This window comes from Citrobacter youngae (genome assembly GCF_003818115.1).
GTDB lineage: Bacteria > Pseudomonadota > Gammaproteobacteria > Enterobacterales > Enterobacteriaceae > Citrobacter > Citrobacter youngae.
In genome coordinates this window covers 1-14,321 of record NZ_RPOI01000014.1, presented here as the reverse complement: position 1 = coordinate 14,321, position 14,321 = coordinate 1, and the positions used below count along the sequence as shown (strand labels likewise).

The 14,321-nt window shown below is 49.5% G+C and carries 10 protein-coding genes; all 10 read left to right on the top strand.

The window, feature by feature from the left end; all coding sequences use genetic code 11:
• Positions 1–91 precede the first annotated feature (91 nt).
• Complete coding sequence (tssH, locus tag EHN13_RS11445) at positions 92–2,716, top strand: type VI secretion system ATPase TssH (protein WP_124021411.1); 2,625 nt, start codon at positions 92–94, stop codon at positions 2,714–2,716.
• A gap of 76 nt (positions 2,717–2,792) precedes the next feature.
• Entirely contained in the window at positions 2,793–3,440 is a 648-nt protein-coding gene (locus tag EHN13_RS11440; protein ID WP_124021410.1) for a hypothetical protein, read from the top strand.
• Between the two features lie 295 nt (positions 3,441–3,735).
• Positions 3,736–6,243 carry a type VI secretion system Vgr family protein gene (locus tag EHN13_RS11430; RefSeq protein ID WP_124021409.1) on the top strand — a complete coding sequence of 836 codons (2,508 nt, stop codon included), beginning with the start codon at positions 3,736–3,738 and terminating at the stop codon, positions 6,241–6,243.
• Positions 6,244–6,258: 15 nt separating this feature from the next.
• Entirely contained in the window at positions 6,259–7,896 is a 1,638-nt protein-coding gene (locus EHN13_RS11425) for an ATPase (protein WP_232034668.1), read from the top strand.
• A gap of 100 nt (positions 7,897–7,996) precedes the next feature.
• A complete protein-coding gene (locus EHN13_RS24335; protein WP_232034669.1) occupies positions 7,997–8,461 on the top strand; it encodes a hypothetical protein in 465 nt (154 codons plus the stop codon).
• A 2-nt stretch (positions 8,462–8,463) separates the two neighbouring features.
• Positions 8,464–9,432 (top strand): formylglycine-generating enzyme family protein, encoded by a 969-nt coding sequence (locus tag EHN13_RS11420; protein WP_124021408.1) that lies wholly within the window; start codon positions 8,464–8,466, stop codon positions 9,430–9,432.
• 11 nt (positions 9,433–9,443) lie between these two features.
• Entirely contained in the window at positions 9,444–10,415 is a 972-nt protein-coding gene (locus tag EHN13_RS11415) for a formylglycine-generating enzyme family protein (protein WP_232034670.1), read from the top strand.
• An 11-nt stretch (positions 10,416–10,426) separates the two neighbouring features.
• Positions 10,427–11,395, top strand: a complete 969-nt coding sequence (locus EHN13_RS11410; RefSeq protein WP_115642850.1) for a formylglycine-generating enzyme family protein — start codon at positions 10,427–10,429, stop codon at positions 11,393–11,395.
• Between the two features lie 42 nt (positions 11,396–11,437).
• Entirely contained in the window at positions 11,438–13,768 is a 2,331-nt protein-coding gene (locus EHN13_RS11405; RefSeq protein WP_124021407.1) for a hypothetical protein, read from the top strand.
• On the top strand, positions 13,768–14,321 hold a 554-nt coding region (locus EHN13_RS11400), incomplete at its 3' end, for a formylglycine-generating enzyme family protein (RefSeq protein WP_148085785.1). The genes EHN13_RS11405 and EHN13_RS11400, both read left to right, overlap by 1 nt.

The following is a 14,321-nucleotide window of genomic DNA, read 5'->3' as shown; positions in this document are numbered from 1 at the left end:
GCAGAGAGTATCAACGTCACTTATTACCTTATGGGCATTGGATTACGGCCACGGGCGGTAGCATGCCTGAATACAGGGAGTCAGGAACCAAATGGAACACCAGTCAGCAGTGTTATTACGTCGTCTCAATCCCTACTGTGCTCAGGCGCTTGAAGCGGCTGCATCGTTATGCCAGACGCGCGCGCATGCAGAAATCACGCCTGAACACTGGCTACTGAAGTTGCTTGAGCAGGGGGAGGGCGATATTACCGTCATCGCTCGTCGCTATGAATGGGATATCGACAATCTCTGGCAGTCGCTGCTGGCGCATCTGGATGTTCAGCCTCGTTCCGTGAAAAGCCGCCCACAGTTGTCTGATGCGCTTCTTTCTTTAATGCAACAAGCGTGGCTATGCGCCGCAACGGATGAAAATTCGCAGATACGGGGTGTGCATCTGCTGATGGCACTGGTAGGCAAACCTTCACTACTGAAGTGTGATGGCCTGTGGCCTCTTCTGAGCGCCGGACATACTCAACTGGAACGACTCCTGCCGCTATTAAATGTCCAGTCGGATGAACGTCCCGAAAGACAGCAGGAAGCCGCTCTGGCGCAGGTTTCTCCTGATGATGAATCGCGTCCTGGCCTGGCTCAGTCGACGTTGTCGTCAGCATTACAAGGCGTGCTCGATAAATTTACGCAGGACGTCACCGCGAAAGCGCGTGCCGGCGATATCGACCCGGTATTTGGTCGCGATAATGAAATTCGTCAAATGGTGGATGTGCTGTCCCGTAGGCGAAAAAACAATCCCATTCTGGTCGGGGAACCCGGCGTCGGCAAGACCGCTCTGGTGGAGGGGCTGGCGCTGCGCATTGCGGAAGGTAACGTGCCGGATAGCCTGAAAGCGGTGACGTTACGCACGCTGGATCTTGGGCTGCTTCAAGCGGGGGCTGGGGTGAAAGGAGAGTTTGAACAGCGTTTAAAAAATATCATTGATGCCGTTCAGCAATGGCCAACCCCCGTTCTGCTCTTTATTGATGAAGCACATACCATCATTGGGGCTGGTAATCAGACGGGAGGCGCTGACGCAGCCAACCTGCTAAAACCCGCTTTGGCCAGAGGTGAACTACGAACCATCGCGGCGACCACATGGAGCGAATATAAACAGTATTTTGAGCGTGATGCTGCGCTGGAGCGGCGTTTTCAGATGGTGAAAGTGGATGAGCCAGATGATGACACTGCTTGTTTGATGCTGCGCGGTCTGAAATCACGCTATGCGGAACACCATGGCGTTCACATCACTGACGACGCGGTTAAAACCGCTGTTACGCTCTCTCGCCGCTACCTTACCGGGCGGCAGTTGCCGGACAAAGCCGTCGACCTGTTGGACACCGCAGGTGCAAGAGTACGTATCAGCCTTGATACCGTTCCGGAACCACTGACGCGTTTGAGGTCGGAGATCACCGCACTTGAAATCGAAAAGCAGGCGTTGCTTGCAGATCTCGCGCTAGGAAATGGTCAGCATGGTGAAAGGCTGGCGAGCATTGAACAGCAAGAAAATCGTCTGCTTGTCGAGCTGGATGAACGCGAAACCCAGTATGGCCAGGAATTAGCGCTCACTGAGCAACTGCTGGCCAGCCGCCGTGATATTTCCCGTCAGGCGGAGACGGTTGAATTGCAGCAGCAGCTTAGTGTGCTTCAGCAGGGTCATCCTTTACTGTTTCCGGATGTAGACGCGCGCACTGTCGCAACGGTGATTGCCGACTGGACCGGTATACCGTTGTCTTCACTAATGAAGGACTCCCAGGCAGACTTGCTGACGCTTGAAACTCAGATGGGAAAACGCGTTGTCGGGCAGGATTATGCGCTTAATGCCATCGTGCAACGACTGCGCGCATCAAAAACGGGTCTTACGCCGGAAAACGGCCCGCAGGGTGTGTTTCTGCTTACCGGACCAAGCGGTACCGGGAAAACGGAGACGGCGCTGGCGCTGGCCGAGATTCTGTTTGGCGGTGAAAAATCGCTGATCACGATTAATCTGTCTGAGTATCAGGAGCCGCACACCGTGAGCCAGCTCAAGGGCTCGCCTCCGGGATACGTGGGTTATGGTCAGGGAGGGATCCTGACCGAAGCCGTGCGAAAACGTCCCTATAGCGTGGTACTGCTGGATGAAGTCGAAAAAGCGCATCGCGACGTCATGAACCTGTTTTACCAGGTATTTGACCGTGGCTTCATGCGTGACGGCGAAGGTCGTGAAATTGATTTTCGCAATACCGTTATTTTGATGACCTCCAATCTTGGCGGCGATTCCGTAATGCAGCTGCTGGAAGAACAGCCAGAAGCGACAGAGTCCGATCTGCATGAATTGCTGCGTCCACTTTTACGCGAACATTTCCAGCCGGCGCTGCTGGCACGCTTCCAGACCATCATCTATCACCCGCTCAGTGAACCAGCGCTACGCACAATTGTTCAGATGAAGCTGGAGCAGGTCAGCCAGCGTCTATTACGCCACTACGGCATCACCACGACGATATCCGATAGCCTTTCTGACGCCCTGACAGCCGCTTGCCTGCTACCGGATACGGGGGCGAGGAATATCGACAGTCTGCTGAACCAACAAATCTTGCCAGTGCTCAGTCAGCAGTTGTTAACATATCTTTCCCGGCAGCAAAAACCTCTGCAACTTACTTTAAGTTGGCGTGATGAAGAGGGAATTGAACTGATATTTGATAGCAAGTGAAAAATAAAACCCAGTGAAAAGACTAGCGCTGGGTTTTATTTTGTATCGGGATATGCGTTGCGCTAAAGGACTAAATATGGATGGTGCTAAAGATCTTGCAAAAGATATGCTCGAAGCTATTAATGTTGATGATTCTGGATTTATTGCTGCTTTGGTAAAAGGGCTTATATCATTTCCTGTTAGTATGGGGTATTTGGCCTATGATTTTATGGACACAGAACATCGCAGAGCGAATCAAGATGACAAATACAGGTTTGCCAGACTTATTAATAAGGTGGGGTTTAATAAGGAGCTGGTAGGTCAGGTTGTTGGAGTCTTTATTGATGATTTTTCTTCTCGACTGGATGTTGCTTTAATAGCAGAAAAAATAGCTGGAAATAGTGCTGGAAGGATGATTTTCTCAGAGCTAACTGGCGTTAAAATTGGGGCTGTTATTTCTAATCGGCTAGTCACGGCATTTTTTTCAGGTGCTGCTATAGGCTCGCTTCTTACGCTGGGAGCGGAAGTATCCAGAGCAATCTATACATCTCGCTATCTGGCTGCAAGGAGTCCAGGTCATTATCAAAAATTGAAGGATATGGGGGACCTGGATCTGCTTTATTTTCTGATAGAAGATCTTGTTTCACCTTTTGAAAAAGCAATTGAATTTCACAATGCAAATTTAGTTTTTTTTAATGAGGTTTGCCAATGTTTTCTGGACGGATTGGGAAGTTTAGAGAAATAGCCAGATATTTAATGTATTATTTTTCATATCTGGCTGGTAATATCTTATGTATGTTTGGTATTGCCTTTTTTATTTGGTTTCTCTTTATTTCTGACGATGGATTTAGATATTTATGGGGCGCGGGAGGTTTTTTATTGATTGTTTTTGGGTATTTTATGATGAAATTTGGCTGGCCTCACGTACGTAGTAATTGGGATGATTATCTGTGATTTTTATTTAATGGAAAACTGTTTTATTCAGTTTTTATTATGGTTTATAAACGCGTAATTATAGTTTATTAAACGGAGTTAACGCTATGAATATGGAAATAGCATCAGGGCCCACGCTTAACCGCTACAGTTTATCGGTTTCTTCATGCCCGCATGAACTGGATGTGGAACGTTTTGAGGGGCTGGAGCAGTTAAGCGTCCGTTACCATTATTCAGTCCGTTTTACCTGCAGCGCTTCAGAGCTGACTGCCGGTATGTTCCTGAACCAGCCGGCTTTGCTGACCATGAAAGGCGGGGAATTACTGCATGCCCTGCCCGTGAAATTCGTCCACGGCGTGGTGACCCATTTCCGGCGTCTGACGGGGTCGCGCGACCAGGTCAGCCATGAAATCATCATTGAGCCTTATCTCTCCCTGCTGGATAAACAGTTCCGCACGCACCGCTTCTTCATAAACAAATCGGTCCCGGAAGTGGTGAGTGAAATCCTGCAGGAGCACGCCCTGCATGGCTGGGAGTATGAATTCACGCTGACACAGAGTTATCCGAAGCGTGAGCAGATAAATCAGTACCAGGAGAGCGACCTGGCGTTTATTGAGCGTCTGCTGGCGGAAGTGGGGATATTTTACTTCTTCACGCTGCAGCCGGACACCCGGACGGAAGTGGTGCATTTTGCAGACCAGCAGAGCGCCTATGAGTTTGATAAACGGCTGGCGCTGAACAGCCCGTCAGGAATGAGCGACAGCGGGGCGGACTCCGTCTGGGGACTGAACATCCTGCACCAGGTGGCACCGGCGGGAGTGACGACAAAAGACTATAACCACCGCGAAGCGCAGAAAGTGCTGCAGTCGGCGAGGGCGGATATCACCGGCGGCGAAGGCGAGGAAATGCGCTATGGCGAGGTGTATCACTACAAACCGCGCCATCTTGAAACCGGGGATGCATTCGATCCGGCGGCGGAAACCGGGAACTTCTGGGCGCGACTGGACCACGAGCGTTTTCTGGCGGAGCAGACGCTGATAACGGGTTTCAGCACGGATGCGAGGTTACGTCCGGGACAGGTGTTGACGATAACCGACAACAGCGTGCCGTCGACGCTGCCGGGTGTGCTGCAGCAGCCGGTGGTGGTCATCCGGGCCGGGTTCAGCGGCAGCAGGAAGGATGCGCTGAGGGTGACGCTGGCGGCGGTGCCGTACAGTGAGACGCAGTGCTGGCGTCCGGCGCTGAAGGCAAGACCGAAGGTTAGCGGCACGCTGACGGCACGGGTCAGCAGCCCGAAGAGCGGGGATATCTACGCGCATCAGACGGCGGAGGGGCTGTACCGGGTGAAGTTCGATGCCGACCAGGACAGCAAACAGCAGGGGTATGAGAGCATGCTGCTGCGCCTGGCCAGACCCTACGGCGGCGACACCTACGGGATTCACTTCCCGCTGATACAGGGCACAGAAGTGGCGGTGGCGTTCCATGAAGGTGACCCGGACCGGCCCTATATCGCGCATGCGCTGCACGACTCCCGGCATCCGGACCACGTGACGGAGGCAAACCACACCCGCAACGTCATTCGCACACCCGCGAACAACAAGCTGCGCATGGAAGACAAACGGGGTGAGGAGCACGTCAAGCTCAGCACCGAGTACGGCGGCAAGACGCAGCTGAACCTGGGGCATAATGTGGATGCACAGCGTGCGCTGCGGGGCGAGGGAGCCGAGCTGCGCACAGATGACTGGGTGGCGGTACGCGGCGGGAAAGGGGTTTTAATTAGTGCCTATAACCAGCCGCAGGCTCAGGGAGAGATGCTGGATATGCGTGCTGCAATAGCTGAGTTGCAAAATGCACTCGAGCTGGTTACAGCTTTAGCGAACAGCGCCAAAGTATCAGGTTCACTTGATGCTGATATTGCTTCGCAGCAAGAACTGACGAAAACGCTGGCGCAACTAAAAGGGGCGGGTTTGTTACTGAATGCACCTGCTGGTATAGGTGCGGCCACACCCAAAAATATTCAGCTAACAGCGGGTCATTCTCTAACCGTAACGACAGGTGAGAACGCAGATCTGACGTTGTTTAAACGTCTGACCGTTGCCGCTGGCGAGGCAATCAGTTTGTTTGCCCAAAAAATGGGGATGAAAATTTTTGCCGCCAGAGGAATGGTCGATATTCAGGCACAAACTGATGCCATGCGATTGCAGTCAGATAAAACGATGAATATTAATAGCGTTAATGGTGACATTGTTTTAAACGCCCAACAGGGAATTACGCTTACCAGCACTGGCGGAGCGTATATAAAAATCAAAGATGGATCCATCGAGCTTGGCGCACCGGGGAGTCTTAAGCTAAAAAGTCCTGATATCCAGTGGGGCGGAGTAGGTATCCTGGAAAAAGCGCTTAAGCCGATGACTGTTTCTGACCCGCAATATAAATACCCTATGAATGGTTCTTTTCAGATCGTTGATAAAGGGGATGGTAAGCCTAAACCGTACATTAAATATCGTATTGAAACTGAAAGTGGTGAAACTATTCGTGGTGTGACTGATGAGAATGGATATACCCAATCTCATTACAGCCTTGAACCTCAGACTATGAAGTTATTCTTTGAATAAAACCAGGTTGGTATCATGAGCGATACATCCATATTACCCGTAGCAGAGAATCAATTAAGTAAAAAAGAAAATAACACCGTACAGATATCACATGAATCATGTGATATCTATTATTGTACCGGAGAGCAGGAGCTATTGTTTTTAACTACTGATGCGGCAAAAGTACTTGATGAGCATGCCAGTGAAATAATGACGGCAGTTGATGAATTTCATCAGGCTAACGAGGAATACTCTAAAGCTGTTGAGGAATTTGGCGTTTTAAATTCAAAAATAGAGGAAAGTGCCGCTCTTACTGACAAAGGGAGTAATGTCACTCATAAAGAAGCTGATTTGAGTGAGAAAAGAGATGCTTTACAAAAGATTATGGGAAAATTTTCGTCTGAGGGGGCAGGTTATGAGGATGTTGTTGAACTCATCCCCATCTCTCGAAAAAATGGTGGCGCTGGCGCAAAGAAACGCTATTCTTTTGCAAAGAAAGGATATGTTGATAATTTGGGGGCGGGAGTCAGACATAAAGTAAAGTTTAAACAATCTGATGCGGATAATATCCTAAAAAGAGAAAATGGTAATATAACAGGGATTTCAGTTTCTAAATTAAAAAAACAAATTAAAGATCTGGAGTTTGAAAATAAAGGCATAAATCTTTTTGATCCAATCGATAAAAAGCTAATAGATGAGACGTTAACGGACTGGGCAGATAGCTGGAATAACAGTCTGGTTTCGCATAAAGAAATTGGTCAGTTTATCGATTTTTCAGCTGGCGCACAGTTTATGCGCTGCTCGTCTAATTTGGCGGCTTCAGCGGAATGGGATCCAGCAACCGGCGAGTTGGCTATCAAAGGTGAGTTCAAGGCCACGCTTTCTCTGGCTTCTGGCATTGTTGAAACGACATTTTATCTTCCGGATCGTATTGGCTGGAGCCTGACATTTCAACCTGAAAATCGAACTGAACCATTAAAAATGGGAATGCTCAGAGTCTATCTGAAAACCTCACTGATTGGCTTTGTGGGAGCCTCTGCCCAGGCAGAAGCGCAGTTGCAGATTACCACCTATGGCGGTAAGCAAATGATTATGGGTAACAGCGCCGGGCGTCTACCGAGATTTAGCGAACGGCATGTGAGCGGTGCAACCTTCCATAAGGCCAGAGAGGAAAACGAAGATGGCGCCAAAGTGAGCGCAGAAGCGTTTGGCGGCGCGCGCGCAGAACTAAAGCTCGCAGGTGGAGTACAGTGGTTGCAGCCGCCGGAACTTACCGTACGCCAGGGCAAGACCGGAGACGATGCCAAAGAAGCTAACGAGTTCGCCGATTTTTGTACCTTTACTGAAAGCCTGGTAGGAATGGCTGGCGCCGGAATTGGGGGGACTTTTCAGTGTGACTTTGTTAACGGTAAGTTTTGTTTCAAAATCGCCGCCAGCCTCTGTGTCGGACTCGGGGCAAAAGGCAGTTTTGAAGCAGAAGTGGATTTTGACAAATTTTATGAATTTTCAAAATGGCTCATTTATCAACTGTATGGATTAGACTACGCCTTTTTCGAAATAGTGGCACAGAAAGCTTTTGAAGCATTTACCCAAGTTAGTGTTTTGTTGCTTTCGGATATGGAAGAGTCAATAGCTAAAGGGTTCACAAGAAACGTTAGATACAATACAAGTTAAATATACTAGCCTGGTAGAAAGTATTGAATCCGTCTTTGATGAGTCTGAAAGAAGAAATCAGTTAGCAGCAAATATTATTAAGAGCCCCGATTTACTTCTGATGCGTACCCCTGAGGCCAAAGGAATATTACTCTACTTACTTACCCGCCACGGCATCGCAGATCATGTTGATTTTGATAATCGCGGTGATTATCTCATCGATATTTATCAGGAGCGCAAGCAGGCGATTATTGTTGTGTTGCAATCCATTCAGACGCAGCGGGAGTGGTTCCAGATATTTAGCCGATTTAATGCCAGTGGGAGTGACATGGCAGAGGGTAACGCTGCCTTAAAATATATGGTGGCGCAAAATTCAATGAACGCGGTAAGGCGTTTTCTCCAGGAAGGTTTCGATAGAGTCAGTGAAATGGATCTTATCTATAAAAGATTAAGAACGACGCCTGCCTGGGGATATGCCCTGACGATGAACAATACCACTGCGTATCGCTTAACGACGGCGGATAACCCCTTTTATCCGCGTATGGGAGCATTTTCACCGCTGTCTGGCGCAAATCCTGAGGAATAGTCATGAAGATAAAATATCCGTTATTACTCCTGAGTCTGGCTGTCAGCGCGATGGCTGGCTGCGATCATAAAGCTGCCTCAGTCACACCCTTGCACAGTGCGGAAGACCAGGCCCGGCTGCAGGAATTTGTGGCGCAGATAAAGTCAGAGCAGGTATTTGTGGAAGGCGGTGAATACCTGATGGGGGATTTTGGCGAAGAGTATGGCGTGGAAAAACTGCAGTACGACGGGCATAAAGACAGCAAGCCTTTGCACCGGGTGGAGTTAAGCAGCTATTCGCTGAGTAAGTTCAAAGCCAGCAACCAGCAGTACCAGTTTTATCTGGCCTGGAATGGCCTCTCCGGAAGAAAAGTGGACGAACGACTATTAAAACTATGGAGAGAAAAAGGACGAACCCCGGATGCACCTGCGCATGTGGACTGGCACGAAGCGGAGCAGTACTGCGCGTGGCTGGGAGAGGTGACGGGCCTGCCGTTCTCGCTGCCGACGGAGGCGCAGTGGGAATACGCGGCGCGTAGCCGGGGTAAATATGTGGTGGCGCCCACCGATGACGGCACGATACGTATAGAAAACCGCAAGGGCATCAACATTGCCACTGAGCTGGATACTGAAGAGTATGCCAAAAAGACAGGCTCAACCCTCAAGTGGCTATCCCCGCTTCCACGTGATTTCCGTCCCCCCAATCCGCTGGGGATTTACGACATGGCCGGAAACGGCTGGGAATGGATGAAGGACTGGTATGACCCGGAATACTACAGCCATTCTCCGGTAAAAGACCCGCAGGGCCCGGAGCAGCCGGTATTTAAAGACCCGGACGGGTACTACACGCGGGTGCTGCGCAGCCAGAACTATTCAGGGCCGGGGCTCGGGCTGACCATGGTGCGCTATAAAACCGATCCGGGAAATAAAGGTTATCCACCAACCGACAAAACCGTGCGCTGCGCCGTTAACCAGCCGAGTCCGGTGAAATGAGGGCTGTGATAATGAAAAACGACAGGTTGTGGCCGTGTGCCATTGTGATGGCTGTCAGCGCGATGGCTGGCTGCGATCAAAACCCCGCCTCAGTCAAACCCATGCACAGCGCGGAAGACCAGGCCCGGCTGCAGGAATTTGTGGCGCAGATAAAGTCAGAGCAGGTATTTGTGGAAGGCGGTGAATATCTGATGGGGGATTTTGGCGAAGAATATGGTGTGGAAAGGCTGCAATACGACGGGCGTAAAGACAGCAAGCCTTTGCACAGGGTGGAGTTAAGCAGCTATTCGCTGAGTAAGTTCAAAGCCAGCAACCAGCAGTACCAGTTTTATCTGGCCTGGAATGGCCTCTCCGGGAGAAAAGTGGATGAACGACTATTAAAACGATGGAGAGAAAAAGGACGAACCCCGGATGCACCTGCGCATGTGGACTGGCACGAAGCGGAGCAGTACTGCGCGTGGCTGGGAGAGGTGACGGGCCTGCCGTTCTCGCTGCCGACGGAGGCGCAGTGGGAATACGCGGCGCGTAGCCGGGGTAAATATGTGGTGGCGCCCACCGATGACGGCACGATACGTATAGAAAACCGCAAGGGCATCAACATTGCCACTGAGCTGGATACTGAAGAGTATGCCAAAAAGACAGGCTCAACCCTCAAGTGGCTATCCCCGCTTCCACGTGATTTCCGTCCCCCCAATCCGCTGGGGATTTACGACATGGCCGGAAACGGCTGGGAGTGGATGAAGGACTGGTATGACCCGGAATACTACAGCCATTCGCCGGTAAAAGACCCGCAGGGCCCGGAGCAGCCGGTATTCAAAGACCCGGACGGGTACTACACGCGGGTGCTGCGCAGCCAGGACTTCTCAGGGCCGGGGCGCGGACTGACCATGGTGCGCTATAAAGCGGACCCTGAAAGCAGACCATATCTGCCAACCGACAAAACCGTGCGCTGCGCCGTTAACCACCCGAGTCCGGTGAAGTGAGGTCTGTGATAATGAAAAACGACAGGTTGTGGCTGTGCGCCATTGCGATAGTCGCAGCAGCTGGCTGCGATCAAAACCCCGCCTCAGTCAAACCCCTGCACAGTGCGGAAGACCAGGCCCGGCTGCAGGAGTTTGTGGCGCAGATAAAGTCAGAGCAGGTATTTGTGGAAGGCGGTGAATATCTGATGGGGGATTTTGGCGAAGAATATGGCGTGGAAAAACTGCAGTACGACGGGCATAAAGACAGCAAGCCTTTGCACAGGGTGGAGTTAAGCAGCTATTCGCTGAGTAAGTTTAAAACCAGCAACCAGCAGTACCAGTTTTATCTGGCCTGGAATGGCCTGAAGGGCCGGGAGGTCAAGGGGCGTTTGAGCGGGAGGGACTGGAATGACAGGAGACGGATCCCGGATACGCCAGCCCGCGTGGACTGGAACGAAGCGGAGCGGTACTGTGCGTGGCTGGGAGGGGTAACGGGCCTGCCGTTCTCGCTGCCGACGGAGGCGCAGTGGGAATACGCGGCGCGTAGCCGGGGTAAATATGTGGTGGCGCCCACCGATGACGGCACGATACGTATAGAAAACCGCAAGGGCATCAACATTGCCACTGAGCTGGATACTGAAGAGTATGCCAAAAAGACAGGCTCAACCCTCAAGTGGCTATCCCCGCTTCCACGTGATTTTCGTCCCCCCAATCCGCTGGGGATTTACGACATGGCCGGAAACGGCTGGGAATGGATGAAGGACTGGTATGACCCGGAATACTACAGCCATTCGCCGGTAAAAGACCCGCAGGGCCCGGAGCAGCCGGTATTTAAAGACCCGGACGGGTACTACACGCGGGTGCTGCGCAGCCAGGACTACTCAGGGCCGGGGCGCGGGCTGACCATGGTGCGCTATAAAGCGGACCCTGAAAGCAGATCATACCGGCCAAGCGACAAAGCCGTGCGCTGTGCAGTGAACCACCCGAGTCCGGTGAAGTGATAATTTATTAATTTATGCATCTGAATAATCAGGGAAAAGATTATGAGCGGTTCAAACACGCCAGCAGCAGATCATCAAACGAGTAAGGTTGAGTCAAATGTAAAAATTGTGATTGTCAAATCTTGTCAATGCTATTTCAGGATTGACAAATTACAATTGATTTTTATTGATGAAGCGGATGCCAGCGTGTTTGAAGTTGCTATGAGCAAACTGAGCGACCTGGTAAATAAACAACATATTGCAAAAAATAAATACTCTCAGGCTATTGAAAAATATGGTGTGCAGTTAAAGGATACTGCCAATAAGGACAGGTTGCCCGAACTGGAAAATGAAATATCAAAGGCTGAAGGTGAGCTACAAACGGCAACTAAAAATCTACAGCAGGAGTTGGGGGATTTCAATGAACAAAGTGGGTATAAACCTATAGTTGAGCTAATACCCATTGAAGATATTAAGAAGCGAGCTTTTGGTCGATTTTATTCATATGTTAAAGAAGAAGACTATAAGAAGTTTGAAACAAAATTCACAGTGATTTCCGTGGATGATTTTAGTGGTGATAATATTTTCACCAAAGATGAAGATAATAATATTATTGGTATCGATATAAAATCTTTATCAGAGAAGTTGAAAACAGCCAAGGAGAAGATTAAACAAATGATGGATCGCACAATGACTGTCGGTGCAAACATCAAATTTGAGAAGACATTAACAGAATGGGCCGAGGTATGGAACGATAAAAAGTATAAGCACACGGGTGAATATATTGATGTTTCTGCGGGTGCTCAATTTATGCGTTTGACAGCGAATGCCTCCACGCTTAATAGCTGGGACCCTGATACCGGACAAGTGAAAATAAAAGGTGAGGCTCAAGCTGAATTAACCGTTTTCTCTGGAAAAGTAAACTCCACACTTTTTGTTCCCGACCGGACCGGCTGGCCGCTTAAATTTATGATTAATGATAAGGAAGAAGCCAATATTGGTGTCCTGAGGGCAAAAATAGAAGGGAAATTGACCGGGTATGTTGGCGCATCAGCCAAGATAGAAGCCAATCTGCAGTTTGTGACATACAACCAAAAACAGTTGCTAATGGGGAATCGCACCAAAAGTTCAACATTTGTTGAACGAAAAGAAGGCGTAAAAGTTAAGGGCAATAAAGGCAAAGCAAAAAAAGGACTGGAAGTAAAAGCGGAAGCCTTTGGTGGTGCTAAAGTTGGCGCCAGTTTAGGTGGAACATTACAGTGGCTGAAACCCTTTACTTCACTGGTGGCGGAAATCCCGGCCATGTTAAAAAAATTAGGTCTTGAACCAGACTTAATGCTTGACGCCTCGGCAATGGATAAATTAATTCAACTGCAAAATCAAAAAGAAAAGAATAAAAAGAAAGAAGAGCATTTAGGTGATTTCCAGGATTTTGGTTCGCTTAAAGTCGGTGGCGAGGTTCAGTTAGGCGCTGGGGCCAGCGGTGAGTTTAGGGTTCGTTTTGTTAAAGGAAGATTCAGGTTCCATATGCATGGCAGTTTGTGTTTGGGCCCCGGCGCGAAGGGACTTGTGGAGGGTGAGATTACTCCCGAGCTGTTTATGGAATTCGCCGTATGGGTTATCTATCAACTCTATGGCATGGACTATAAGCACTGGGTGATTATTGAGGAGGAGGCGTTTAATGCCTTGTGGTATATTTTATTGATGGATAAGGAGAAAAAATACAAAGAGTATTATGATAAGATGAAGGCTGATTTTGATGATGTTCTCAAAGATTTCTCTGGGTTTATTAAATCAACGTTTACAGAAATTATGACGGCAAGAGACCAGTCGGCAAAGCGCAATAAATTTGCGCTTAAAATTAATAGCAACCCTGGCAATGTATATCTTTATTCGCCTGAGGCAAAAGGTGCTACCCTGTATCTCCTGACCTTAGACGGCGCCTACGATCGTATTGATATCAATAACCAGGGTGATGGTATTATCCCGGATACCAACCATGAACGAAAAAAAGCGGTATTGTTTATTTTGTCCAGTATTCAAACCAAACGGGAGTGGAAAAAGGTGTTGACGCGTATTACTGCAACGGGAACGGTGTATCCCGGTAATGAGGACGCGATTGTAAAAATGGCGCAAAAGAATATCCGGATATTCCTGCAGACGGGCATTGATAGTGATGACGAGCTGGATAATATCATCGATAAACTAGAGTTGCGAGATTTCGATGAACTGGTGTCGCGTTTAAAGGAAAAACCAACCTACGGTTATTCTTTTTCGCCAAATTGCAGCAAACAATACAAATTACATTGTGATGATAATCCATTTTATAGGTCACTGTGCCATTTTGTGCCGGTTGATCCTCAGTATCAGCAAAAATGGGAGAGTAACGATTAATGGAAAAAAAACGAATTTATAAATATAGCCTGGCGTTGTTGCTGTTGCTGAGCGGTTGCGATAAACCGGAGCCTGCGGCGCAGGATAACGCTGAATTAGCACACTACCTGCAACGCATCACCGGCGATCTGGTGTTTATTCCGGGCGGCACGTTCTGGATGGGGGATTTTTGCTCCCGCACGCACGGTGAGGGGGCGCGCTGTTCACCGGAAAAAGATACCAAACCCGTGCATGAAGTGACGCTGAACAGCTATTCCATCGGTCGTTTCAAGGTGACCCATGAGGATTACGCTTTTTATCTGAAAATGGCGGGATTACCTGCCCAGCAGTTTGATAAAGAATGGCGGAATAAAATCCTGGCGGACATGACCCATTTTAATAACAGTCCGGCGGTGGTGTCATGGACTGAGGCCGAGAATTACTGCCGCTGGCTGAAAAAGAAGACGGGGCTGCCGTTTTCCCTGCCGACGGAAGCGCAGTGGGAGTACGCGGCGCGTGACCGGGGTCAGTATATTCTGGTGGCAACGGATGACGGCGACTGGCGTGAGGATGA